Source organism: Crenobacter caeni (assembly GCF_010435965.1).
GTDB classification, from domain to species: domain Bacteria; phylum Pseudomonadota; class Gammaproteobacteria; order Burkholderiales; family Chromobacteriaceae; genus Craterilacuibacter; species Craterilacuibacter caeni.
Map to the genome: position 1 here is coordinate 215,170 of NZ_JAAGAA010000006.1, position 25,486 is coordinate 240,655.

General features: G+C 66.0%; 18 protein-coding genes, 1 tRNA gene and 1 riboswitch. Of the genes, 5 read left to right on the forward strand and 14 right to left on the reverse strand.

From position 1 onward, the window contains the following. Positions 1–80 precede the first annotated feature (80 nt). Together GZH52_RS09030 and GZH52_RS09035 are read left to right on the forward strand one after the other, a co-directional pair. Positions 81–245 (forward strand): hypothetical protein, encoded by a 165-nt coding sequence (locus GZH52_RS09030; RefSeq protein ID WP_163316152.1) that lies wholly within the window; start codon positions 81–83, stop codon positions 243–245. Positions 246–268: 23 nt separating this feature from the next. After that, positions 269–1,618 (forward strand): glutamine synthetase family protein, encoded by a 1,350-nt coding sequence (locus tag GZH52_RS09035; RefSeq protein WP_163316153.1) that lies wholly within the window; start codon positions 269–271, stop codon positions 1,616–1,618. A 37-nt stretch (positions 1,619–1,655) separates the two neighbouring features. Here the strand turns inward: GZH52_RS09035 and GZH52_RS09040 are convergent, their stop codons facing one another. The 4 genes from GZH52_RS09040 to GZH52_RS09055 are packed head-to-tail and all read right to left on the reverse strand — an operon-like array spanning position 1,656 to position 6,289. Continuing rightward, on the reverse strand, positions 1,656–2,174 hold the full coding sequence (locus GZH52_RS09040; protein WP_163316154.1) for an acyloxyacyl hydrolase: 519 nt from the start codon (positions 2,172–2,174) through the stop codon (positions 1,656–1,658). A 22-nt stretch (positions 2,175–2,196) separates the two neighbouring features. After that, positions 2,197–3,681, reverse strand: a complete 1,485-nt coding sequence (locus GZH52_RS09045) for a DHA2 family efflux MFS transporter permease subunit (protein WP_163316187.1) — start codon at positions 3,679–3,681, stop codon at positions 2,197–2,199. A 23-nt stretch (positions 3,682–3,704) separates the two neighbouring features. Continuing rightward, positions 3,705–4,892, reverse strand: coding sequence for an HlyD/EmrA/EmrK family protein (locus tag GZH52_RS09050; RefSeq protein ID WP_163316155.1), 1,188 nt, complete (start codon positions 4,890–4,892; stop codon positions 3,705–3,707). Continuing rightward, positions 4,892–6,289 carry an efflux transporter outer membrane subunit gene (locus GZH52_RS09055; RefSeq protein WP_163316156.1) on the reverse strand — a complete coding sequence of 466 codons (1,398 nt, stop codon included), beginning with the start codon at positions 6,287–6,289 and terminating at the stop codon, positions 4,892–4,894. Before GZH52_RS09055 ends, GZH52_RS09050 begins: the two co-directional genes overlap by 1 nt. Positions 6,290–6,420: 131 nt before the next feature. Here GZH52_RS09055 and GZH52_RS09060 point away from each other — a divergent pair, with 131 nt between their 5' ends. After that, positions 6,421–6,807 carry a hypothetical protein gene (locus GZH52_RS09060; RefSeq protein WP_163316157.1) on the forward strand — a complete coding sequence of 129 codons (387 nt, stop codon included), beginning with the start codon at positions 6,421–6,423 and terminating at the stop codon, positions 6,805–6,807. A gap of 73 nt (positions 6,808–6,880) precedes the next feature. On the opposite strand, the gene GZH52_RS09065 is transcribed toward GZH52_RS09060, so the two are convergent. The 5 genes from GZH52_RS09065 to GZH52_RS09085 form a co-directional block, all read right to left on the reverse strand. Next, positions 6,881–7,846 carry a DUF533 domain-containing protein gene (locus GZH52_RS09065; protein ID WP_163316158.1) on the reverse strand — a complete coding sequence of 322 codons (966 nt, stop codon included), beginning with the start codon at positions 7,844–7,846 and terminating at the stop codon, positions 6,881–6,883. A gap of 169 nt (positions 7,847–8,015) precedes the next feature. Continuing rightward, positions 8,016–9,611 carry a Na+/H+ antiporter NhaC family protein gene (locus GZH52_RS09070; RefSeq protein WP_163316159.1) on the reverse strand — a complete coding sequence of 532 codons (1,596 nt, stop codon included), beginning with the start codon at positions 9,609–9,611 and terminating at the stop codon, positions 8,016–8,018. 96 nt (positions 9,612–9,707) lie between these two features. Next, a riboswitch (Lysine riboswitch) is annotated at positions 9,708–9,883 on the reverse strand. An 89-nt stretch (positions 9,884–9,972) separates the two neighbouring features. Then, positions 9,973–10,440, reverse strand: coding sequence for a CYTH domain-containing protein (locus GZH52_RS09075; protein ID WP_163316160.1), 468 nt, complete (start codon positions 10,438–10,440; stop codon positions 9,973–9,975). A gap of 54 nt (positions 10,441–10,494) precedes the next feature. Further along, entirely contained in the window at positions 10,495–11,286 is a 792-nt protein-coding gene (locus GZH52_RS09080) for an alpha/beta hydrolase (protein ID WP_163316161.1), read from the reverse strand. 71 nt (positions 11,287–11,357) lie between these two features. Then, positions 11,358–15,161, reverse strand: coding sequence for an autotransporter domain-containing protein (locus GZH52_RS09085; protein ID WP_163316188.1), 3,804 nt, complete (start codon positions 15,159–15,161; stop codon positions 11,358–11,360). A gap of 120 nt (positions 15,162–15,281) precedes the next feature. Here GZH52_RS09085 and GZH52_RS09090 point away from each other — a divergent pair, with 120 nt between their 5' ends. Further along, positions 15,282–17,327 (forward strand): sensor histidine kinase, encoded by a 2,046-nt coding sequence (locus GZH52_RS09090; RefSeq protein WP_163316162.1) that lies wholly within the window; start codon positions 15,282–15,284, stop codon positions 17,325–17,327. Here GZH52_RS09090 and GZH52_RS09095 read toward each other — a convergent pair. The 5 genes from GZH52_RS09095 to GZH52_RS09115 all read right to left on the reverse strand — a co-directional run bounded on the left by GZH52_RS09095 (position 17,294) and on the right by GZH52_RS09115 (position 23,650). Continuing rightward, positions 17,294–17,956, reverse strand: coding sequence for a response regulator transcription factor (locus GZH52_RS09095; protein WP_163316163.1), 663 nt, complete (start codon positions 17,954–17,956; stop codon positions 17,294–17,296). The two genes, GZH52_RS09090 and GZH52_RS09095, sit on opposite strands and share 34 nt — an antisense overlap. Positions 17,957–18,089: 133 nt before the next feature. Beyond that, positions 18,090–18,179 (reverse strand) — tRNA-Ser (locus tag GZH52_RS09100). Between the two features lie 54 nt (positions 18,180–18,233). Then, complete coding sequence (locus GZH52_RS09105; RefSeq protein WP_163316164.1) at positions 18,234–19,142, reverse strand: DMT family transporter; 909 nt, start codon at positions 19,140–19,142, stop codon at positions 18,234–18,236. Between the two features lie 67 nt (positions 19,143–19,209). Then, positions 19,210–21,846, reverse strand: coding sequence for an aminopeptidase N (pepN, locus tag GZH52_RS09110; protein WP_163316165.1), 2,637 nt, complete (start codon positions 21,844–21,846; stop codon positions 19,210–19,212). A 16-nt stretch (positions 21,847–21,862) separates the two neighbouring features. Continuing rightward, the gene (locus GZH52_RS09115) at positions 21,863–23,650 is read right to left on the reverse strand and encodes a M61 family metallopeptidase (protein WP_163316166.1); all 1,788 of its coding nucleotides are present in this window, start codon (positions 23,648–23,650) and stop codon (positions 21,863–21,865) included. Between the two features lie 400 nt (positions 23,651–24,050). On the opposite strand from GZH52_RS09115, the gene ccoN reads away from it, so the two are divergent. Further along, positions 24,051–25,475, forward strand: coding sequence for a cytochrome-c oxidase, cbb3-type subunit I (ccoN, locus tag GZH52_RS09120; protein WP_163316167.1), 1,425 nt, complete (start codon positions 24,051–24,053; stop codon positions 25,473–25,475). Positions 25,476–25,486: the final 11 nt, after the last annotated feature.

The following is a 25,486-nucleotide window of genomic DNA, read 5'->3' on the forward strand; positions in this document are numbered from 1 at the left end:
CTTGCGGTGCGGCGACAATCGCATACGATGTGGGTGCCGAAAATTTTAAACGGCCCGATCATTTTAACAGGACAAACACCATGCCCCTGCTGGTTCCCTGGCCCGCCCCGCGCGAGACGCCCGGCAAAAGCCATGCCTTGAACGACGTGCTCAACGACCGCCGCGCCTTCCTTGCGCTGGCGAGCCGCCGCTACGCCCTGCTCAGCCCTGCCCGACGCGACACCAGCTCGGGCGCACATCCTTGATAGATAGTCCTTCCGGAGCAACCATGAACGCAGAAGAACAAGCCCGCGCGATCAACGCGTGGCTGGACCAGAACCAGATCACCGAAATCGAATGCCTGATCCCGGACATGACCGGGCTCGCCCGCGGCAAGATCGTGCCGCGCCACAAGTACAACCCCGCCGAAGGGCTGCGCCTGCCCGAAGCCGTCCTCTCGATGACGGTCACCGGCGACTACCCCGAACAGGATTTCACCGCGGTCTCCGACCCCGACATGCGCCTGGTGCCCGACTTCGCGACGCTGCGCCCGGTGCCGTGGGAAAAAGAGCCGACCGCGCAGATCATCCACGACTGCTACAACTTCGACGGCACGCCGGCCGAGCTTGCGCCGCGCAACGTGCTCAAGCGCATCCTCAAGCTATACGAAGACGAAGGCCTGAAGGCCGTCGTCGCGCCCGAGATGGAGTTCTACCTGGTAGAGGTGCAGGCCGACGAGGACATCCCGCTCACCCCGCCGGTAGGACGCACCCGCCGCACCGAAGCCGGCCGCCAGAGCTTCTCGATCGACGCCGTCAACGAATACGAAGGCATCTTCGACGTGATGTACGACTGGTGCGAGGCGCAAGGCATCCAGCTTGACACGCTGATCCACGAGATGGGCACCGCGCAGATGGAGATCAACCTCGACCACGGCGACCCGCTCGAACTGGCCGACCAGGCCTTCCTGTTCAAGCGCACCGTGCGCGAGGTGGCGATCCGCCACAATATGTACGCGACCTTCATGGCCAAGCCGATGCAGGGCCAGCCGGGCAGCGCGATGCACCTGCACCAGAGCGTGGTCGACCTGGAAACCGGCCGCAACATCTTCTCGAACGAGGACGGCGGCCCATCCGACGCGTTCTTCCACTTCATCGGCGGCCTGCAGACCTTCCTGCCGCCGGCGATGCCGTTCTTCGCGCCGTATGTAAACTCGTACCGCCGCCTGTCGCGCTACACCTCGGCGCCGATCAACCTGAGCTGGGGCTTTGACAACCGCACCTGCGGCCTCAGGGTACCGCACTCGGTGCCGCAAGCGCGCCGCGTCGAGAACCGGCTGGCCGGCGTCGACGTCAACCCCTACCTCGCAATTGCCGCCAGCCTCGCCTGCGGCTATCTGGGGATGAAGCAGCGCGTACGACCGAGCGAGCCCCTCACCGGCAGCGCGTACGAGCAGCCGCACCAGTTGCCGCGCCACCTCGACGATGCGGTCGACCTGTTGCGCGGCTGCGAGCCACTCGCTGACGTGTTCGGCCGCCACTTCATCGAGACCTACGGCGCGATCAAGGAAGCCGAGTACCGCGAGTACTTCGACGTGATCAGCCCGTGGGAGCGCCGCTTCCTGCTGTTGCACGTGTAAGCGGGGCCGTCCCGCCCGCAACTGCGGGCGGGACGCTTCAGAAGAAACGGCGGGCGAGCCCCAGTTCGATCAGGTCCAACCCGTCGTTCGGCTCGCTCATGTCCGCCTGCGAGTAATGCAGGTAGCGCAGGCTCAGCCGCCAGTCGTCGAAGTCGACGCCGACGCCCAGCCTGTCCACGAACTGGAAGTGCTGGCCGAGGCCGACCGGCCCCAGATGGTCGCGGCTGAACAGCGCACCGCCCACCCCTGCCTCGACAAACGGCGTCGCCGACGCCCCCGGAAAGCGCCACTGCAACAGGGGCGAGAGCGTGGCGAACCACGCCTGGTCGCTGTCCTGCCACACCCGACCGACCGACCCTTCAGCCAGCAGCACGAGCTCGCTGCCGCCGGCAAACGCATGCCGCCACGGCAACTCGGTCGACAGCGCGACACGCACGCTGCCCGCACCATGGCTATCGGAAAACGCGCCGGCACCGGGCGCGACCTCGAAAAAGGACGCGGCGCCGGCTGCGCCGCACAACAGCGTGGTGAGCCAGGCCACGGCACAGGCTTTCATGCTTGCTCCTCCGGATTCAAGACTATTCCTTCGCCGCGAACGGCGGCCGTGCGAACCACACCAGCACGATCAGCAGCAGGAACAGGATGCTGAACAGCCAGAATATATCGCCCGCCGACATGAAGTAGGCCAGTTGTGTGGCCTGCTGGTTGACCTCGGCCAAAGCCTGCGGCGAAGTCGCGCCGCCCAGCGCCGCGCCCTGCTCCCGCCACAGCGCGTCGTACCGGCTGACCTTGTCGGTAAGGTCGCTGTGGTGGACCGTCGCCAGGTTGTCCCACCAGGTCGTTAACAGCGACACGCCGACCGAACCTGACATGGTGCGCAGGAAGTTGCTCATGCTGGCGGCCGACGCCATGCGCTCGGGCGGCACCCGCGACAGGGTGATGGTGGTCAGCGGGATCAGGAAGCACGCGAGGCCCACCCCCTGCACGAACTGCGGCCAGGCGAGCCAGCCGAAGCTGATCGCCGGCGTGTAGTGCGTGCGCCAGTAAAAGCACACCGCGAACACCGCGAAGGCGAACGTCACCAGATAGCGCAGGTCGACGCGGTTCGCATAGCGGCCGATCAAGGGCGCGAGCAGCACCGGCATCAGGCCGATCGGCGCGGTGGCCAGCCCGGCCAGCGTGGCCGTGTAGCCCAGGTTCTCCTGCATCAGAAGCGGCAGCAACAGCACCGAGCCGAAATACATCAAAAAGCCCAGGCTGGTACACAGCACGCCGACGGTGAAGTTGCGGTCGCGAAAGAGGTCGAGGTCGAGCACCGGGTAAGGCTCGTCGCGCTCCCAGATCAAGAGGGCGACACCGCACACCGCCGCCACCAGCGCGAGCGCGATGATCTCGCCCGAATTGAACCAGTCTTTCTGGTTACCCAGATCGAGCATCACCTGCAGCGCGGAGACTGCCAGCACCAGCAAGGCGAGGCCGACCCGGTCGACCGGCAACTGCTCGGTCGGCGTCTCGCGCCCCTTCAGCTGCCAGGCGGACAGGCCGATCACCAGCGCGCCGATCGGCACGTTGATGAAGAAGATGCCACCCCACACCCAGTTGTCGGTGATCCAGCCGCCGAAGATCGGCCCGCAGATCGGCGCGATCACCACCATCATCGCCCACAGGGCGAGCGCCAGCCCCTGCTTTTCCTTCGGGTAGGTGGCCAAGAGCAGGCTTTGCGAGAGCGGGATCAGCGGGCCGGCCAGCGCGCCTTGCAGCACGCGGCAGAAGATCAGGATGTCGAGCGTCGGTGAGATGCCCGACAAGAAAGAGGTGGTCACGAAGCCGATGGTGGCGACCATGAACACGCGCACCTCGCCGAAGCGGCGCGCCACCCAGCCGGCGAGCAACACCGAAATCGCGTTGGAGACGCCGAACGAGGTGATCACCCAGGTGCCCTCGGTCACCGAAGCGCCGAGGTCACCGGCGATGCTCGGCACCGCGACGTTGGTGATGGTGGTGTCGAGCACCTGCATGAAAGTCGCCAGCGCCAGCGCGATGGTCGCCCATACCCGGTTCATGCCCGCCAGCGGCGCGATGCGGCTCACTGCGCCCGGCCCTTCTGCTGCAGGGCGTCGGCGATGATCGCCTCGATGCGCGCGTCGGCGCCGGCGAGCTGCGCCGCGTACACGCCGGTCTGCGACACCGCCTGGCGCGGCGAGGCGGCCAACGGCGCGAGCCGTGCGCCGCCGCGCTCGCGGGTGTCGACCGTCGCGTAAATCGACAGGCCGACCTGCAGCGGGTGCTTTTCCAGGTCGGCGCGCTCGAGCACCACGCGTACCGGCAGGCGCTGCACCACCTTGATCCAGTTGCCGTTGGCGTTTTCCGGCGGCAACAGCGAAAACACGCTGCCGGTGCCCGCCGCGAGGCCGGCGACGCGGCCGTGGTAGCTGACGCCGCTGCCGTAGGCGTCCGCCGTCAGCGACACCGGCTGGCCGACGCGCAGGTTGGCAAGCTGGGTCTCCTTGAAGTTGGCGTTCACCCATACCGAGCCAAGCGGCACGATCGCCATCAGCGGCGTGCCCGGCGCGACCTCGGTACCGGCGGTGACCGAACGCTTGGCGATCAGCCCGGCGATAGGCGCGCGGATCTCGGTACGCGCGCGGTTCAGCCACGCCTCGCGCACGGCGTCGGCCGCCTCGCGCACCGCCGGGTAGTCGCGTACCGCGCCGGCCGCCGCCTGCGAGCGGGCCGAGGCGAGCGCCGCGCGCGCTGCCGCCAGCTCGGCGTCGGCGACCTGCACGCCCTGCTCGGCGTGCGCGACGGCCTCGGCCGGCACCGCGTCGCCACCGGCGGCGACGCGCCGGCGCGCAAGATCCGACTTGGCAAGCGCCAGCTGCGCCTCGCGGGCACGCACGTTGGCCACGGCCTGCTCGACGTCGGCGCGGCTGCTGCCGGCGCCCTGCACCGCGCGTGCCAGTGCCGACTCGGCCTTGCCAAGCGCGATGCGCGCGTCGCTGTCGTCCAGACGCGCGAGCAGCTCGCCCGCGACGACCCGGTCGGTATCGTTGACGTAGACGGCGGTCACCACGCCGGGGATGCGGCTGTTGACCTGACTGACGAAGCCGTCGACGTAGGCGTCGTCGGTGCTCGCCTCGTAGCGCAGCACCAGCGCCCACCACGCGAGCACGCCGGCGCCGGCCAGGAGCAACAACAGGACAAACAGCCACAGGGTACGGCGCCGGCGCACCGGGTTGACCGCGCGCGCGGGCGTGGCGGGGGTATCGGACATCAGGGTTTCTCCGCAGGGGATTCGGGGACTTCGCCCAGCGCGCGCACCAGCGCAAGCTGGGCTTGCAATCGTTCGCCACGCACGGACAACCATTTCTGGCGGGCGGACAGCGCGCCTTCGGCGGCGGCGAGCGCGTCGTCGCGCGCGGCAAGGCCGGCGGCGAACAGGGTCTGGGCCGCACGCGCCTGCCGCACGGTGGCAAGCGCGGCGCTCTCGGCAGCGGTGTCGGCGCGCACGGCGGCCTGTGTCTTGGCCAGCGCGCTCGCGCTCTGTCCGGCGACGTCGAGCAGGGTCTGGTTGTACTGGGCCACGGCCGCCGCGTAGGCCGCCTGTTCGGCATCCAGCCGTCCCTGCAGGCCACCGGCACGGTACAAGGGCAAGGACAGCGCCGGGGCCACGCCCAGCTCGCGCGAGGCAGCGTCAAACAGCGTCGCCGGGTTGAGCGAGGTCAACCCCAGCAGCAGCGACAGGGAAAGGTCGGGGTAAAAATCGGCCCGTGCGGCGCGCACCCGGTGCGCGGCGGCCTCGACACCCTGCCGCGCAGCAGCCAGCTCCGGCCGGCGGCTGATCGCTGAGAGCGACAGGCCCGCCGTATCGAGCGTCCACTCGGGCCACGCGGTGGGCGTGTCGGCGGGGATGGCCGAGAGCGGCTGCACGGTCAGCGCGGCAAGCGCCGCGCGGGCGGCCGTCACCGCGCCGTCCCATGGCGCGTACGCCGCTTCGGCCGCAGCCAGCGACGCGCGTGCGCCAGCCAGAGACGCCGCGTCGGACAGCCCGGCCTTCACGCGCCACTGCGCCTGCTTGTCGCGCGCGCGGGCCAGCGTCACCGCCTCGGCGGCGAGCGCCTGCTGCGCCAGGGCGACGCGCAACGCGAGGTACTGTGCAGTCACCTCGGCGCACAGCCACTGGCGGGCAAGCTCGGCGTCAAAACGGGCGGCGGCCACCTGGCCTGCCTCGGCGGCCACCCGTTCGCTGACCTGCCCCCACAAGTCGAGCCGCCAATCGAGCGTCAGCCCGATCTCCTGCAGCGTCTGCCAGCTGCCGCCGATCGGCGGCGGGTAGATGCTGTCGGCCGAATAGCGCTGGCGGTTGTACGAGTACGCGAAGCCGACATTGGGCCCCCCGCCGGCCGCCGCGACCGCCTGCCCGGCCTCGGCGGCGCGTACCTTGGCTTCGGCCAGCGTCAAGCGGGGGTTGGCCGCAAGCGCCTGCGCGACCAGCCTGTCCAGCGCCGGGTCGCCCAGCGCCCGCCACCAGGCGCCGGCGGCGAACGTGGGCGCACGCGCTTCGGTCAGGCCCAGCGCCTGTGGCGAGAGCGTGACCGGCGGCGCAGACAGCTCTGCACAGCCGGCCAGCAACACGGCGATCAACGGCGAGAGCCGCAGCATGTAATGCATATGGCAATTCCAGTTTGGTTTTGCATTCCTACATGGTAGAAAAAGGATGTGTGTTTGCCACGATGGCCCCCTTGCAGCGGAAGGCCGGCGCCGCCATCTAGGAGCAGAACACGCAAGAAAAGGACGGCAAGATGGGACTGAGCTGGATCACCGTACTGAAGGCGGTGCCGTGGACCGAGGTGGTACGCAACGCGCCGGCGGTCGCCGAGGGCGCGCGCAAGCTGTGGGAGAGCGCGCGCAAGAAGGCGCCACCGCCCGCAGCCCCCGAACCTGCGGCGGCGCCCACGCCTGCCGCCGGCGAAGAAAACCCGCTCGCGCCGCGCGTCGCCGCCTTGCAGGCACAGAACGACGAATTGCGGCGGCAGATGGCCGAGTCGGGCGAGCTGATCAACGCGCTGGCGAGCCAGAACACCGAGCTGATCCGCCGTGTCGACGCGCTGCAAAAACGCCAGCGCCAGCTCGCCCTCGCGCTGGCGGTGCTCGCGCTGATCATCATCGGCGTCGCCGCCCGCCTGTAACGAGCCGGCAAGTAGCCATGCAAAAGCCGCCCATCCAGGGCGGCTTCTTGTTGCAGGGGAGTAACGCCGGCGCCTACACGCGGCCGCGCACCATCTCCATCACGCGGGTGGCGTCCAGATGCTTCGCCTCGTCCTGAATCTGCGGCAGGTACTGCGTTTGCAGGGACTTGGCCTCGCCCAGCAGGCCCTGGAAACTCTGCTTCAACACCCCCGCGCTCATCTGGCGGCCGCCCGCGTAATAGCGGCGCGCGACCTGGCCGAGCGCCCAGGTGCTGGCGAACGAGAACGCCATGCCGGTACCGGCGCCGCCCAGCGCCTTGCCCCACTTGCCGGCGGCCTTGCCCAGCAGCCCGCCGACCAGCTTGCGGCCAAACTGTTCGAGGTACTGCGAAGTCAGGCCGACGCCGACCGTCGACAGGAATTCGCGGATATGGCCCTGGTCGAGCTCGTAGCCGTAGCGCTTGCCGATGCTGTACACCAGCCGGATCTGCAGCGGGATGATCGCGACCGACGCCCACGACTGCGGCAGCAATTCGAGCGCGCCGTTGATCACCGCCGCGCGCACGATGCTGCGGTCAAGCTCGGCCTCGTCGATGGCGGATTTCTCGTGCGGCCGCGCCGCCTGCGGCGGCAGCTCGACGTTCAAGGGCGCCGCCTCCACGCCGGCCGCGGCAATCGCGTCCGCCTGCGCGGCAAGCCCGGCACTGCCTTGTGCATCCAGCCCGAGCAGGCCGGCAAGACGCGCAAGGAAAGCCTTTTCACGCGTGTCGGTCACGCCGTCGGCGTCGCACACGCACACCGCCATCTCGTACGCGAAGCTCTTCGCCTCGGCACTGTTAAGCCTCGCGCACACTTCCTCCAGCGTCACCCGCCTGAACAGCACGTCCTGGTAGAGCCGCGCGATGTCGCCGCTGTCGGCGCCGCCCAGCGAAGACGCGAGCGCCTTCAGGTGGTCGCGCTCGCGTTCGTCGTTGCGCCCGTCGGCAAACGCGGCCATCAGCGCGACGGTCAGTACGGCTTCCTGTGTTGCAAAGTCCATATGTTATCCCCGCCATCGTTTATATATGACATAGGCAGCATCATTCTCCTTTGGTTCCCGCAAGTCAAAGAGCAGGCACTAGCAAATTTCCTTTTTTGGGGAGTCTGCCCGGCGCGTAAAAAAACCGCCCTTTGAAGGGCGGTTTTGTTCGCAAGGCTCAGCCGGTCATTCAGGAAGCCGCCGGCACGGCCGCCGGCACCGGCGCACGGCGGGCCAGCCACAGCTTCAGAAGCGGCAGCGCCAGCGCGAACCACAGCGCGCACACCGCAAGCCCCGCCCACACCGACAGGGTGGCCCCCAGCGCGAGGTAGCCCGCGAACGAACCGCTCGCCACCAACAGCGCGTACGGCAGCTGGGTCAGCACATGGTCGATGTGGTGGCAGCCCGCGCCGGTCGACGACAGGATGGTGGTGTCCGAGATCGGCGAGCAATGGTCGCCGAACACCGAACCGGCCAACACGGCGGAGAGCGACGGCAACAAGAGCGTGGGCTCGGCCGCCATCACCAGATCCGCGCCCAGCGGCAGCATGATGCCGAAGGTGCCCCAGCTGGTGCCGGTCGAGAACGCCATCGCGCCGGCCAGCACAAAGAGCACCGCGGGCAGCAGCCACACCGGCATCGCCAGTTGCGCCATCGACGCCAGGTACTTGCCGGTCTCCACGTCGCGGATCACCGCAGCGATCAGCCACGCCAACAGCAGGATGCGCAGCGCCGGCCACATGGCGGATACGCCGTGGCGCGCCACCGACAGCCACTCGCGCGCGGGCAGACGCAACTGCACGGCGAGCACGCCGGCCACCGCCAGCGCCGAGAGCGCACCGCCGACCAGCGACAGCCCGACGTTGGTATTCTCGAACGCGCCCAGCACGCTGAAGGCCGCGCCGCTGCCGGCCAGCGCCTCGGCGCCGGTGGCGATCATGAAGTAGACGGTCGAGAGCACCAGCGTCGCGATCGGCAGCACCAGGTCGCGCACCCGGCCTTTGCAAACCGGCGCGAGCGACTCGGTCGCCCCCGGCGGCGTCCCCTTGGCCGTGTCGTAGAGTTCGCCCGCGGCGGCAGCGGCCTCGTGGCGCGCCATCGGCCCGAAGTCGAGCTCCCACGCGATCACCGCGACCACCATCGCCAGCGTGAAGAGCGCGTAGAAGTTCATCGGCACCATCGCGACGAAGGCGGACAAGGGGCTCACGTCGTCCACGCCGTGCGCGACCAGGATGCCGCCGATCACCGCGACGATATACGCGCCCCACGACGAGACCGGCATCATCACGCATACCGGCGCGGCGGTCGAATCCAGCAGGTAGGCAAGCTTGGCGCGCGAGATGCGGTAGCGGTCGGTCACCGGGCGGCAGATGGTGCCGGCGGCGAGGCTGTGGAAGTAGTCGTCGATGAAGAACAGGAACACCAACAGGCCGGTCGCCCACTTGGCCTGGCGGCGGCTGCGGATGCGCGCCGCGGCCCACTGCGCGAAGGCGCGGCTGCCGCCGGTGAGCGCCATCAGCGCGATCAGCGCGCCCAGCAGCACCAGGAACAGCAGGATGTTGACGCTGCCCCAGTTGGGCGCACCGTCGCTCCACACGATCGCGAGCGCGGTCTGCCCGAGGTAACGCAACGCGAAGGGGATGTCGCCGCCGGTCAGCAGCAGTGCGCCGGCAATGATGCCCAGGCCCAGCGACAGCACCACGCGGCGGGTGGTTACCGCCAGCACGACGGCGATCAGCGGCGGCAGTACCGCCCACAAGGAATCGGAATAACGAATCAGGTCCATGATCTCTTTCACCTTTAGGATTCAGGCGGAGATCTACCGAGAAGAACAGAAGGCATGACAACGGACGCACGAAGCGCGTCTGAACGAGACTTCCACCCTTTCAGTAGCGCTCCATAGTTTGCTCAGACTATGGCAGTGACGACCCTGTTCGAGCCGCCCCCAGCGGCCGCACCCGACGGTGCAGACGCTTCGGCGCTGGCCCCTTTTGGCGACGATGATCGGGTTCCCCCTCCTGTCGCGGACTCTTGGCCAGCGCAACCTCTACTTAAAAGTTGCCGGACCATTATTCATTGCGAGCGAATACTATGCAAGTAGTTTATGCCCGCAACACATTCCATCCCCACTGCAAACCCGTGTCCGCTTACCAGCGGCAGAACGGCTGCTTCATCAGCACCGCGTTGTAGTAGCGCGCGTCGCCGGTCACCTCCTCGCCCAGCCACGGAGGCCGCTCGAACGCCTCGTCTTCGCTCGTGAGCTCCACCTCGGCGACGACGAGGCCCGCGTTCTCGCCGAAAAACTCGTCGACCTCGAACACATGCCCGCCCACGGGTACCCGGTGGCGGACCTTGTCGATCACGCCCGGCTCGCATAGCGCGAGCAACTCTTGTGCGTCGGCCAACGGGATCGCCTGCTCCCATTCGTAACGGGCAGCGCCCGTCTCGTTGCCGATGCCCTTGATAGTCAGATAGCCCTGGCTTCCCTTGATACGCACGCGCACCGTGCGCTCGGGCACCGAGCAAAGGTAGCCCTGGGTGATACGCTCGGCGCCGACCGCGTCGCCACGAAACTCACCCGCCACCCGGAACTTGCGTTCGATTTCCTGCGCCATAACGTCTCCTCCTGTCTGTCTGCCAGCGTGGCAGCATAACAAATGCGCGCAGGCTTATGGCCAAGCCTCGCGCCGCTGCAGCGCCGGCCAGCGCTCGCGCCAGCCGTCCGCATGGCCGGCATCCACTTCACGCAGCCGCCCGGCCAGATCTTGCCGCGCCAGCAGCGCGCGGGTAAGTTCAGCCGGCACCACCCGGTCGTCACGGCCGACCCAGTGCACCTGCGGCAGATTCGCAATTTTGGGCAAAACGTCGGCCGCGTTGAAAGAGCCCGACAGCGGCGTGACGCCATGCCACGCGCTCCACGCGGCGTGGTCGAGGTTGCCGGCCACCGTCTGCAGCGCCACCACGTCGGCGCGATGCGCGGCCAGCAACACTGCCAGTGCGCCGCCGCCGGAGTAGCCGATAAGTTCGAACGCCGCCGCGCCGGTGTCTGCCTTCATCGCGTCGAGCGCCTGCGACAGCCGCGCGACCACCTCGGGAGAGAAACGGTGGCTCGTCCAGTAGCGCGGCGCACAAGGCGGCACCGCAGCCCCGCCGTACTGGCACGGCCGGGCGAGGTAGGCCACATTCGGGCGGCCATCGGCGAGCGCCAGCTGCAAGGCCAGCGGGCGCAGCGGGGTCGGGTCGGCCGAGACGATATCGCGGCTGGCGTAGGCGCGACCGTCGCCCTCCACATACACCACCAGCGTCTGCCCCGCCGCCAGCCTGCCCGGCTGCCAATACGCCAACGGCAAACCGTTCCCGGCTAGCGTATGGCGCTGCCAGCGCGCGTCGGCCTGCGCGCTGGCAGCGGCCGTCTGCGTCCCTGCTGGCAGCACGCTGGCGCAACCTGCGAGCAGCAGCACGCAGACTGCAAAAAAGCCGCGGACCCTGCCGCGGCTTTGCCTGGATTGACCAGAGGTCAAACAGCTTCTCCTTAGAATGCGTAGCGCGCCTTGACCGACGCGGTGGCGTTGCTGTAACCGCCCTTGCGCCATTCGCCGTCCAGACGTGTGGTCAGCTCCAGGCCGCCCTTGCCGGTATCGGCCTTGTAGGTGTAGCCCAGACCCGCGCGCCACAGCCAGCGGCTCTGCCCGGCCGCCGCCGTCGAGAACACCGTGCCCGGCTCGCCGGCAAAGGCCGAGGTCAGCGTCGCGCCGTCGTCCATCAGGTCGTAGGCGGCACCCGCGTTGAGCGACACCGACTGGCGCTCGTTCAGCGGCAGCGTCACCCGGTTGTCGAAGGCCAGCAGCGTCTGCTCGACCGAACGCTTGCCGTTGGTAAGATTGGCCGCGCCGGCACCCGTCTCGCTGTAGCCGTCTTCCTTGATGCGGGTGTAATCCAGACGCAGCGACGGCGTGGTGCTCGCCGCGCCCTGTAAGGCGAAGGTTCGGCCGATGCCGGCGCCCAGGTGGTAGCTCAGGCTGTCGTAATCCGAGCTGGCGGTCAGCCCCATGAACGGCAGCTGGCGCTCGCCCTGGTTACGGTTGCGCCCGCCGTCGAGCTGGAAGTTGAACTCGGTATTGCCATCCAGTTGCACGCTGCCGTAGCCGATTAGTTGGTACACGTCGACCTTGGACGACTGCGGGGCGGAGGCCGACTTGCCGTCCACATCGCTGTGCGCGTAAGCAAATGCCGCACCCAAGCGCAGCTTAGGACTGAGCGCCGCATCGGCGCCGAACACCAGCCCGCCGGTATTGGCCTTGAAGCCGGCCGTTTCACTGCGCGCATCCTGCTTGGCGTAAGAGCCGAACGGCTTCACCCACACATAGCGCTCGGCGGACAGCTCATCGCCGGACGACAGGCCGATATTGCCCTCGACCCGCGCCTGCACCACGCGGTTGATCGCGCCCAGGCTGTCGCTAACCGCCGACAGCGCCGCCGACGGCAGGGCCGGCGTCAGTTGCTCCACCGCCTGGGCAAGCTCGGCATCAGAGCCCAGTTTGATCAGCGCGGACACCACTGGCGCCATCGCGCCGGCGCTGCCGCTTTCAAAACGATCGATCACCTTGTCCAGCACCCGCGCCGCGTCCTGGCTGGCCAGCGGCACCGAACCCTTGTTGTCCTTGACGATCTGCTCCAGATACACCGGCTTCTTGTCGCCTTGCGCGCGCTTGAGCACCAGATCGACATTGTTGCCGACCTTCTCACCGCCAAAGTCGAACAGCGCCGAGTTGTCGCTGACGATAAACTTTCCATCGCTATCTAGCGCACTGGCCTGGATCACGCCCGGCAGACGATCACTTTTAAACTCGACACCAGACTGTACGTCGACGTCGATCTTGGTGCCAGAAGCCAGCTTCGCGGTGCCATCGACTTTCAACTGGCTGTAAGTGGTGGCGTCGGTGGCGCGCACCGCCAGCGTCGCGTCGGCTGTCTGGCTGTAATTGCCGATAATCTGGTAGCTGTCCGCCTTGGCCAGCACCAACCGGCCGTTGTTGGCAACGCCGCCGGTGGTCTTCAGCGCATCGGCAAGGACAGGCAGACCGGTCACATCCGCGTCCTGATGCGCGCCCTTCCACGCCTTGCTGCTGGACGCCAGGCTGCCCAGCACCAGCTCACCACCACTTTCCACCGTCAATTGCTTCACATCGAGCGCACCGCTGATGCGGTTGTCGCCCCCGGTGACCGTCAGCGCGTCGGCCTGGGCGTAGACGTCGCCAATAATGCGGGTACTGCCGGCGAGGGCGATACCGCCGAAGCTGAGTGCTGGAACATTAACAGTAATAAAGCCGCACTGCATACCTAAACCGGAGCTAACGCACTCCCAATTGTTTTTTTGCGTTACACCCTGTGCAAACATCGAAAACCGTTCGCCGTCAAGCACGGCTTTTTTGTTGACAGAACCCGCGATGCTCAAACCTGTGACGCCCGACTCTTCAGTAAGATGAAGAGCATCCTTCCCTGCCTCGATACGGCCGGAGACTTCAATGCCACCTATAGTTGATTTCTCTTGGAGAAAAACACCGTAGTCCTTCGCAATGATGTCTCCGCTATTGATAAGACGGCCGTGAACCTTAACATCTCCGTCACCACCCAGATAAATCCCGTCTCCGCCAGAATAAATAGCCCCGCTGTTATGTATATCGCCGAGAATTTCTGCATTATCCAGCAGGATAATACCAGCATTACCGGTGGTAGCGTCCAACGTACCAGCATTCAGCATACCCCCATACACTTTCCCGGCGTGCATTTTGATGGCACCAAACCAACCTGACTCCTCTGGGTTGACGGTTATTTTTACATCGGAGGTGTTACTTACATTACCTGCAATCTCTGAATAATAAAGGTAAATTCCATCACGGCCTGCCGTGATGGAATTGGCATTTTCGAGCTTACCCATCAAGGTTGTGTCACGAATCACATAACCAGAGCCACCCGCAACAATCTCGCCACTGTTGCGAACGTCTCCACCAATCTCCATGTCACCTCCGTCCGACCCAATGAAAATACCATTTTCGCTCGCACTGATTGTCCCGCCATTCAGAATAGAACCATTTATTTTAGAATCTTCAAGCTCTATGCCGTCACCGCCATTCGCCTGAATAAGTTTTTTGTTACTGATATCTCCAGAGAGACTAAGGTTATAAATATCGAAACCATCGGAGTCTGTAGAGGTCATTGAGCCCTCATTGGTGATATTTCCAATAATATTCACATTCTCGATGTTGATGGCAGCGCTTTGACTTCTAAGAGTACCTGTCGCCGTATTGGCTAGACCTTGATTTAGGGTCGAGTCAACGATATAGATGGTACTATCTCCGGAATTGATGGTTCCACCATTGCGTATGCCACCGGTCACCGTGGATCCCAATATGGACACGCCACGAGACCCAGCAGTAATATTATCGCTATTCTCGATACGGCCATCTATCTGACTGTTGTTTACGGCAATCCCGGAACCACCTGCATCAATCTCTCCGTTATTAACAACACCCACGCCTACGGTACTATCATTAATATCAATACCATCAGCATAATTATTGATGTTACCATCTGCGTCAGCGGGGCTATTTTTTGCAATAATTTTGTTATCGTTGGTGATGCCGCCCTTGATCTGCAGCTGCCCCTTATCCGAAGTATCGCCTTGCACCAGAATGCCGCTACCGCCATTCCACGCATAGATAACCCCCGTTGCGGCAACCTTCACCCCGCCTTCAATCACCGGCGAGCCTAGGCCGCTACCCGGATTGAAGGCACGAATAGGATCCGGCCGGGCAGAAACAATGGCAATACCATCCCTCGCGCTATCACCGCCAGGATCGGTAGCGCTATTGATCGTGCCGCTGTGGATGATATCGCCGCTGACGGCTACATTACCGCTGACCTTGATACCGGCCGAGTCCTCGTCGGGATTTACCGACAAGCCAGCAAGCAGCGTACCTTTGTTGTCTATCGTGCCAACCTGTGTGGAAACAAGCGAATCGCCTGCCCCATTTTTAACAAGAATGGCATCGCCAGAGTAAGAGTGCGACGCATCGATAGTGGTGCCCGCGCCGACATAGATATTTGTATCTGGACCGCTAGGAGGCGTACTGTCGACATAGCACATGTTGGAAAAGTTAGGGCAGTCAATACCCGCCGGCGCAGCAGCCAGCGCCGGCGCGGCAGCCAGCAGGCCGGCCACCAGCACCGCTGCGGCGCGGGTGGAGGCCGGCTTGCCGCAGGCGGTGGCGTGTTCGTGGGCGACGATATAGGCCTGGCGGGCAGCCGACCAGACGATGCGGTGGGTCTTGTTCATGCGGGTCTCTCTTGGGGGGATGGCGGCCTGCCGCCCGGCACGGGCAACAACAGAAGACAACGCCATAAAATGCCGCGATACTATCAATAGAAACCCATCGCAGACCTTACCAATTCTTACATGCACACCCTGACCGCGACCGCGCCTCGCCCCCTGCTCTGGCGCTCGCTCTGCCGCGCCATGCTGCTGGCGCTATACCTGCTGGCACCCTCGCTGGCCGTGCAGGCCGCCCCCGGCCCCCTCCGCTGGGCGCAACTGGCCGACCCGCAAGGCACGTTGAGCATCGCCGATGCTGCACGAACGTCCTTTAGCGCAGCCCGCGGCCAGCCGGCACTGGGCTACCGCGCCGGCGCCATCTGGTTGCGGCTGGCGTTACCCGCCTTACGCGGGGAACAGTACGGCTATCTGGAGCTGCGCTCGGCCCTGCTCGATGATGTGGCGTTCTACCAGCTAGGCCGCGACGGGCGCTGGCAGGTGCAACGCGCGGGCGACCGGATACCGCTCACCGCGCGCACGCTCGACTACCGCCAGCCGGTGTTCCGCGTCGACTGGCCGGACGGCCTGCCGGCCACCGTTTACCTGAGGCTTTCCAGCACCAGCACGCTGAGCTTTCCGTGGGCGCTGCACACACCCTCCTCTTTCATGTCTTCAGCCGGCCGCGAACAGTTGCTGTTCGGCGTGTTCTACGCGATCCACTTGGTGCTGCTGGTGAGCAGCGCGTGGTTCTGGTTGCGCACCCGTAGCCTGTCCTTCGCGCTGTTTGCGCTGTGCGTACTCGCCAACCTCATCAGCACGCTGTGCGCCGAGGGACACACCTACCAGTACCTGCTGCCGGACAGGCCGTGGCTGACCGATGCGCTGTATGTGGTCAGCTGGTTCGCGGCGACCCCGCTGGGCGTGCTGTTTGCCTGCCAGTATCTCGGGCTGTATGCCGGCCGCTGGCGGCGCGCGGCGCTGTGCGCAACCTGGCTGGCCGCGGCCATCGCGCTGTTGACGGCACCCTGGCTGATCTGGAGCAACGTCAGCGCCTTGCGCCCGGCCTACTTGCTATGGGCGCTGTCCGCCAATCTGTCGTTGCTGCTGGTTTCGCTATGGCAGTTCGCACAAGGCAACCGTGCCGCACGGCCGCTACTCCTGGTGCAGGGGCTGTTTCTTGGCGGCATCAGCCTGCGGCTGGCGCGCAACACGGGCCTGATCGAACCGGGGCTGCTGAGTGACAACGCGCACTATCTGGGGATGATGGCGTTTTTCCTGATCATGAATGCGGCCATTACCTGGCGTTACACCGACCTGCGCGCCGAAAAGGAAGCGGCGCAGACCGAGGCGCTCAGGGTGGCGCTGGAGGCCGAGCAGCGGCTAGAGCAGCAGGTGGCCGAACGCACCGGGGCGCTGAAGGAGGCGATGGAACAGGTGGAAGGCGCGCTATTGCTCGAGCGGCGTGCACAGCAGCAACAGCAGCAGTTCCTGGCGACGGTGTCGCACGAGCTGCGCACCCCGCTGGCAGTGATCGACAGCGCCGCGCAAAACCTGCTGCTGGGCACGGGAGACGCACAGGCGGTGGGCGAGCGCACCCGCCAGCGCTACCAGAAGATCCTGGCTGCCAGCCAGCGGCTGACCCTGCTGCTGCAGGACGCGCTGAGCGATACCCGCTTCACCCTCGCGCGCAAGCGTATCGAGGCCATCGAGTGCTCGCCCGCCGCACTGCTGGAAGACGCCGCACGCGCAGCCGCCATCGTCAGCGACACGCACCGCATCGTGGTCGATGCCAGCAGCCTGCCCGCAAGCTGGGTATGCGACCCGGCGCTGACCACGCTCGCGCTGCGCACGCTGGCGGACAACGCGGTCAAGTACACGCCGGCCGGCAGCGAAATCCGGCTGGGCGGCATGCTCGAAGGCGACACGCTGCTGCTGTGCATCCGCGACAACGGGCCTGGCATCCGGCCTGACGAGTTGCCCCGCCTGTTCGAGCACGGCTTTCGCGGCAGCGAATCCGCCCGCCACGCGGGCAGCGGCCAGGGCCTGCCACTGGCACGGCAGATGCTCGCCTGGCAAGGCGGCAGCCTGAGTGTGGACAACCAGGAAGGTGGCGGCTGCTGCGCCTGCCTGCGCCTGCCAAGGCGTGCAGCCGAAGCTCATCCCAGCACGACGGAGACCGTCAGCGCGTAACCCGCGCCGTGCACGGTCTTCAGCGGCAACTCGCCCCCGGCGTACTCGCGCCAGCGCTGGCGCAGACGGCTAACCTGGGTGTCCAGCCGGCGCTGGTCGTAGTCCAGCCAGTCGTGCCCCTGCGCCTCGACGATCGCACGGCGACTGACGGACTCGCCAGTTGCCTCTGCCAGCGCTTCCAGCAACGACCATTCGCCGGCAGACAACTCGAACGGCGGCAAACCCGGCGCGCACAGGCTGCGACTGGCACGCACAAGTCGCCAGCTGGCCAGCCCCACCCGCCGGGACAGCGCCTGCAAGGTCGCATCCAGTTGCAGCAGGTTGACCGGCTTAACCAGGTAATGGTCGGCGCCGCCTTGCAGGCCGGCGACCACGTCCTGCGTCGCGCCGCGCGCGGTCAGCATCACGATACCGTACTGCACCGACCGCGCACGCAGGCGTGCGGCGAAGTCGAAGCCACTGCCGTCGGGCAGCATCACGTCGCACACCGCCATCGCGGCTTGCCCTGCGAGGGCCTCGGCCTCGGCGATCGTCGACGCGGCCAACACCTGCCAGCCGCGCGCGCACAGGAAATCGGCCAGTTCCTCTTGCAGGTCAGGCTCGTCTTCCAGGAGTAACAGTCGATGCATGGCAATGGATCCGCAGGATGAATGGGCAAGCCCGCGACAAGTCTGCCGCGACGCAGCGCACAAGATACACCATTGACATGGTGCGCGCAGACGACAAAAAAGCCCTGACGCGTCAGGGCTTTGATGTTGGTACTGGCGGAGAGAGTGGGATTCGAACCCACGTGCGGCATACGCCGCCCACTGATTTCGAGTCAGGGCCGTTTAGCCTCTCCGGCATCTCTCCGCGATCAGTGAGGCGCTAATATAACTGCACCCCTGCTGGTCCGTCAACATCTTTCTATAAATTTTTAGCAGGCTGCACCTGGGTTTCCTTCCACAAGGTCAGCGCGGCAAGCAAAGTCAGCGCGAGCGCGACCAGTGCCATGCCGAACGCCTCGGCGTCGCTCGGCGTCTCGCCGAAGGTCGCCCACGCCAACAACACCGCCACCGCCGGGATCGCCAGGATGTTGAGGCCGGCCATGCCGGCCGACAACTTACTCAAGAGCAGCATCCAGGCAAGCCAGCCCAGGCCGCCGGCCAGCACGCCGGAGAACACCAGCACCGCGGCAAGTTCGGGCGACCAGCGCACCGGCGCGGCCGCCGGAAACAGCGGCAGCAGCAGCACGAGCGGAATCGCGCCGTACAGCATCTGCCAGAAGGTCAGCCCCAGCGTGTCGACACGGTGACGGATGCGCAGGCGCTTGGCGATGATCGCGGCAGCGGCCCACACCAGTCCCCCGCCGACCGCCAACAGGTCGGAGAGCCAGCTACCGGACAGGCTCCACGGCTCGAGGATGGCGATCAGGCCGACGAAGGCGAGGCCGACCGCCAGCCACTGCAAACGGGACAGCCGTTCACCCAGCCATAGCCGCGCCATCAAGAGCGTCCAGAACGGCATGGTGTAGCAGAGCACCGACACCTTGCCGGCGCCGCCGGCGACCAGCGCGAGGTTGGTCAGCAGCACGAAGCCCGCCGTCTGCGTGAGCCCGAGCAGGAAGGTCGGCACGAAGGGCGTGGGCTTGAACGGCCGGTGCGTGAAAAACATGATCAGGCCGAGGGTGAGCACCGCCAGCACGGTGCGCATCAGCCCCAGTTGCGCGGCACTGGCATAGGCGAGGCCGAGCTTGGTGACGATCCAGTTGCCGCCCCACACCAGCCACAGAAAAGCCAGCGTCAGCACGCCGGACAGGGAGTACGTCTTGTTCATTTCCTGAAAAACCAAGAGGCGGGCCTCTGCCCGCCTCTGCTTGGCCGTGCCTTGCGGCACGGCAGGTTCATGCCTCGAGGTTCTTGGAGACGATCTCGTACACGTCGGCCGACAAGCCTTCGTGCGCGAGGATGCGTTCGAGCTCGCCCTGCATCAGCGCGCCGCGCACGGGCTCGATACGGCGCCAGCGGTTGAACGCCTGCACCAGCCGGCTTGCCACCTGCGGGTTGAACGCGTCGATGGCGAGTACCTGGTCGGCGAGGAAGCGGTAGCCCGCGCCGTCCGCGGCGTGGAAAGCCGCGACGTTGCGGCCGAAGGTGCCGAGCAGGCTGCGCGCCTTGTTCGGGTTCTTCAGCGAGAACGCCGGGTGGGCGAGCGCGGCCTCGACCGCACACAGGGTGTCCGGCAGCTGGCTCGCCGCGACCAGCGTGAAGTACTTGTCCATCACCAGCGCATCGTGCTGCCAGCGCCGCGCGAAGTCGGCGAGGCAGTGCTCGCGCGCGTCGCAACCGCGGTCGCGCAGCGCAATAAGCGAGCCCATGGTATCAGTCATATTGTCCGCCGTCTCGTACTGCTTGCGTGCCCCTTCCAGCGGCCACACGTCCGGCAGGCGGCACAGCATCGCGAGCGCGACGTTTTTCAGCGCGCGCTTGCCGGCGTCGGCCACTTCGGCGCCGCGGGTCTGGTTCAGGTCGAAGGCCTCGCGCCACTGGCCGCGCAACTGCTGCGCGAGCTCGTTCAGCACGCCCGCTCGCGCGCGGCAGATCAGCGCGGGGTCGGCGGCGTCGACAAGCTCGATCAGGTCGGCTTCGGAAGGCAGGGTCAGCATCAGCGCGCGGAACGCCGGGTCGAGCCGCTGGTTGGCGAGCACCGCGCCGACTGCGTCGACAAAGGTCTGCGACAGCGCGCGCTGGCGGCCGGCGGCCAGGTCGGCCACCGCGCGCAACAGGATGCGCCGCGCCAGTTCCTGCGACGCCTCCCAGCGGCTGAAGGTGTCGCCGTCGTGCGCCATCAGGAAGGCCAGCTCGTCGTCGCGCCAGTCGTAGTCGAGGCGCACCGGCGCCGAGAAGCCGCGCAACAGCGAAGGCACCGGCTTGTGCGCGACGCCGCTAAAGCGGAACACCTCGCGCGCGCGGCGCACGTCGAGCACGCGGCTGACCGAACCGGCGTCGCCGCCGTCGCCCGGTACCTCGCCTTCCAACACCAGCGGCAAGGGTTTGCCGTCGCGGCCGATCAGCGCCATCGCGAACGGGATGTGCAGCGGCTGCTTGTCGGCCTGTCCCGGCGTCGGCGGCACGCGCTGCTCGATGGTCAGCACTGCCTCGGCGCGCACTGCGTCGTGCTCGAGCGAGACCTTGAGCAGCGGGGTGCCGGCCTGGCTGTACCACAACGCGAACTGGGTGAGGTCGACACCGTTGGCGTCGGCCATCGCCGCACGGAAGTCGTCGCAGGTCACCGCCTGCCCGTCGTGGCGCTTGAAGTAGAGCGCCATGCCCTTCTGGAAGCCCTCTTCGCCCAGCAGCGTGTGGTACATGCGCACCACCTCGGCACCCTTCTCGTACACCGTCATCGTGTAGAAGTTGTTCATCTCGATGTAGGCATCCGGCCGGATCGGATGCGCGGTCGGGCCGGCGTCCTCGGGGAACTGCAGCGCGCGCAGCGCCTTCACGTCCTCGATGCGCTTGACCGCGCGGCTGCCCATGTCGGCGGAGAACTCCTGGTCGCGGAACACGGTCAGGCCTTCCTTCAGCGACAGCTGGAACCAGTCGCGGCAGGTCACGCGGTTGCCGGTCCAGTTGTGGAAGTACTCGTGGCCGATCACGCTCTCGACGCCGTCGAAATCGGCGTCGGTCGCGGTGTCCTGGCGCGCCAGCACGTACTTGGTATTGAAGATGTTGAGGCCCTTGTTCTCCATCGCCCCCATATTGAAGTCGCCGACCGCGACGATCATGTAGATGTCGAGGTCGTACTCGAGGCCGAAGCGGGTCTCGTCCCAGCGCATCGACTTCTTTAGCGACGCCATCGCGTGCTGCGACTTGTCGAGGTCGGCCGGCTCGGTCCAGATCTCCAGCGCGACCTTGCGCCCGGAACGGGTGATAAAGCTGTCCTTCAGCGCCGAGAGCTTGCCCGCGACCAGCGCGAACAGGTAGGCCGGCTTCTTGTACGGGTCGACCCACTTCACCCAGTGCCGCTTCTTGTCGGTCATCCCCTCGCCGACCTTGTTGCCGTTGGAGAGCAGCACCGGGTAGGCCTGCTTGTCGGCGATGATGGTGGTGGTGAACTTCGACATCACGTCCGGGCGGTCGAGGTAGTAGGTGATCTTGCGGAAGCCCTCGGGCTCGCACTGGGTGAACAGGTTGCCGCCGGACGCATACAGCCCCATCAGGCTGGTATTGGCCGCCGGGTCGATTTCGGTCTCGACCTCCAGGATGAAGCCGTCCGGCACCGCATCGATCTCGAGGTGTTCTTCGCCCGTGCGGTAGCGCGTTTCGTCCAGCCGCTCGCCGTCCAGCGTCAGCGAGACGAGCCTGGCCGAACCGTCCAGGCGCAGCGTCTGCCCGGCACCCGCGAGCGCGCGCATCACCAGGCGCGCGTGCACCCGGGTGAGCGTCTCGCCGATGTCGAAGGTCAGGTCGACCTTGTCGATCGAGAAGGCCGGCGCCTGGTAGTCCTTGCGGTATTTGGTCGTTTTCTGGCTGGTCATCTTTGTCTCCCGCTTTTCATTGCTGTTGCAGCCACGCGCAGCCGGCGTCGGCCAGCGCAAGGTAGCAAGTGTCTTCCGGCGCCGCCTGCAACTCGACGTCGAAACGCATCAGTTCGTCACGACGGAACGCGTGCACGGCGACCACCTCGCCGGCCACGCGATTGGCGAGCGCGCGCTCGAGGTCGGTGAGGCGCAGGCCGTCCAGCGCGACGATCACGTCGCCGCCGGAGAGCCCCGCGCGCTGCGCCGCGCCGCCGTCGAATACCTGCAGAAGGCGCACGCCCGACGCTTCCGGCGCGCATTTTACGCCGAGCGTGACCCGCTTGCCCGACTTTGCGGGGCGGGTCTCGACGCCGCCGCGGTCGGCAGCGCTGGCCGCGGCCACCAGTTGCAGCGTCACGCCCTGCGTAACTAAGAGTTCGGCCAATGGCAGGTCCTCGGTGCTGCGCAGCGCTTGCTCGAAGAAACCGGCCAGCGGCAGCCCGGTGGTCTCGCTCGCGATCGCCTCCCACTCGTCCTCGCCGATACCCTGCCCCGCTTCGCGCTCGCGCCGCCACAGCGCGCGCATCACGTCGTCGAGCGTATGGCGGCCGTCGCTGTCGCGGCGGATGGTCAGGTCGAGCGCGAGCGCGGCCAGAGAACCTTTCGCGTAGTAGCTGACGATCGCGTTCGGGCTGTTCTCGTCCTGCTTGTAGTACTTGGTCCACGCGTCGAAGCTCGACGCTTCCAGCGTCTGCTTGAGGCGGCCACTGCCGCGCAGTACCGAAGTGACCGTGCGCGCGAGCAGGCCCAGGTAGCGCGGCGCGTCGATCAGCCCGGCGCGCAGCAGCGTCAGGTCGTCGTAGTACGAGGTCACCCCCTCGAACGCCCACAGCAAGCGGGTATGGTTTTCGCGCGCGAGGTCGTACGGCACGAAGGCGGCCGGCTTGATCCGCTTGACGTTCCAGTTGTGGAAGTACTCGTGGCTGATCAGGCCCAGCAGTTGCAGGTAGCCGTCGGACAGGCCGTCGTCGCCCAGCTTGGGCAGGTCGTCGCGGTCGGCCATCAGCGCGGTGCTGTTGCGGTGCTCGAGCCCGCCGTAGAGGCCGCCGCCGACGTAGAGCAGGAACAGGTAGTGCTCGAACGGCGCTGGCTTGCCGAACAGGCGGATCTGGCACTCGCAGATTTGCTTGGCGTCGCGTGCGAGCCGCTTGAGGTCGGCATGGTGGTGCCGGCCGCTGAGCACCAGCCGGTGCGGCACGCCGCACGCCTTGAAGCTGACTTCGTCGAATTCGCCCAGCTCGAACGGGTGGTCGATCAGCGCGTCGTAATCCTTGGCCTGGTAGCGGCCGAAGCCCGCCTTGTCGGCCTTGATGGCGTTCAGGGCGCACGCCAGGCGCCAGTTGTGCAACGCACGCGCCTTGGGCGCGCGCACGTCGATTTCATGCACGCCGTGCTGCAGGCCCTCGGCGTACAGGCACAGGCTGCTCGGGTTGAAGAACCCGCGCGTGGTGTCGAGGTAGGCGCCGCGCACCGACAGGTCGTACGCGTAGACCTCGTAACGCACTTCGAGCGGCCCGTCGGTCGGCGCGGCCTGCCAGCTGTCCTTGTCGAGCTTGGTCAGCGCGACCGGCTGCCCGTCGCAGCTCGCCTCGATGCGGACAATGTGGCGCGAAAAATCACGGATCATGTAACTGCCCGGAATCCACGCCGGCAGGCGCAGCAGATGCCCCTGCGGCGCCGCCGCATCGACCAGCATGCGAACTTCGAACAGATGCGCCTCGGCAGAGGCGACGGAAATGCGGTAACGGACGGGAGATTTCATCGGAGGCAGTCTTTCCGGCAGGGAAAGCGGTGCAAACGCGCAGAAGTTCCGCATGCATCGGCTTTCCGTTGATCCAGGTCAAATTCTCGACCTGATATGACAATAAAATTCATGGTAAGTCCATGAGTCGGCGGGCACTTGCGAGCTCACCTTCCGCGAGACTGGGGCTACCGCGCCGCACAAACCGGTCTGGCTGTAATCCGGCCGATTCGATAGAATGACGTGCTGATAAAGAGGGATGTCATGCCCTCAGTCACCATAACTTTGACCGGGCGGAAAAAGCGGTCACGATCGGGGCACAGACCCCATGTGGCGGCATCGCTAGCAGATCGGAATCCTGTTCCGGTTCAAACGATGACACCAGAGATACATTTTAGTTCGCAACCTTGGAGAATCGTTAATGGAAACGCAATCCACTTACAACTATAAGGTGGTGCGCCAGTTTGCCGTCATGACCGTCGTGTGGGGTATCGTCGGCATGCTGGTAGGCGTAATCATTGCGGCCCAGCTGGTATGGCCAGACCTGAACATCGGTCCCTGGCTGCACTTCGGCCGCCTGCGCCCGCTGCACACCAACGCCGTGATCTTCGCCTTCGGTGGCAGCGCACTGTTCGCCACCTCTTACTACGTGGTCCAGCGTACCTGTAACGTACGCCTGATCTCGGACAAGCTGGCCGCCTTCACCTTCTGGGCGTGGCAGCTCATCATCGTGCTCGCCGCGGTCACCCTGCCGCTGGGGATCACCACCGGCAAGGAGTACGCCGAACTCGAATGGCCGATCGACATCCTGATCACCGTGACCTGGGTCGTCTACGCCATCGTGTTCTTCGGCACCATCGCCATCCGCAAGGTCAAGCACATCTACGTGGCCAACTGGTTCTACGGTGCGTTCATCCTGGCGGTTGCGCTGCTGCACGTGGTTAACAGCATGGAGATCCCGGTCTCCATGTGGAAGTCGTACTCGGTGTACGCTGGTGCCGTCGACGCCATGGTGCAGTGGTGGTACGGCCACAACGCGGTGGGCTTCTTCCTGACCGCCGCCTTCCTGGGCATGATGTACTACTTCGTGCCGAAGCAGGCTGGCCGTCCGGTGTACTCCTACCGCCTGTCGGTGGTGCACTTCTGGGCGCTGATCTTCACCTATATGTGGGCCGGCCCGCACCACCTGCACTACACCGCGCTGCCTGACTGGACCCAGTCGCTCGGCATGGTGTTCTCGCTGATCCTGCTGGCGCCAAGCTGGGGCGGCATGATCAACGGCATCATGACCCTGTCCGGCGCATGGCACAAACTGCGTACCGACCCGATCCTGAAGTTCCTCGTCGTGTCGCTGTCGTTCTACGGCATGTCGACCTTCGAAGGCCCGATGATGTCGATCAAGACCGTCAACGCGCTGTCCCACTACACCGACTGGACCGTCGGCCACGTGCACTCCGGCGCGCTGGGCTGGGTGGGCTTCATCACCATCGGTTCGATCTACTACCTGATCCCGCGCCTGTTCGGCCGTGACGCGATGTACAGCACCAAGCTGATCGAAGCGCACTTCTGGATGGCCACCGTCGGCGTCGTGCTCTACATCGCCGCGCTGTGGATCTCCGGCGTGATGCAGGGCCTGATGTGGCGCGCACTGAACCCGGACGGCACCCTGACCTACTCGTTCGCCGAAGTGGTCAAGGTCACCTACCCGTACCATTTCGTGCGCCTGCTCGGCGGTCTCCTCTACCTCGGCGGCATGTGCCTGATGGCTTACAACGTGTTCCGCACCGCGACCGCTGGTCGCCCGGTTGACGCCAAGATCCCGGCTGTCACCGCCCAAGCTCACTGAGGCAAGGACGC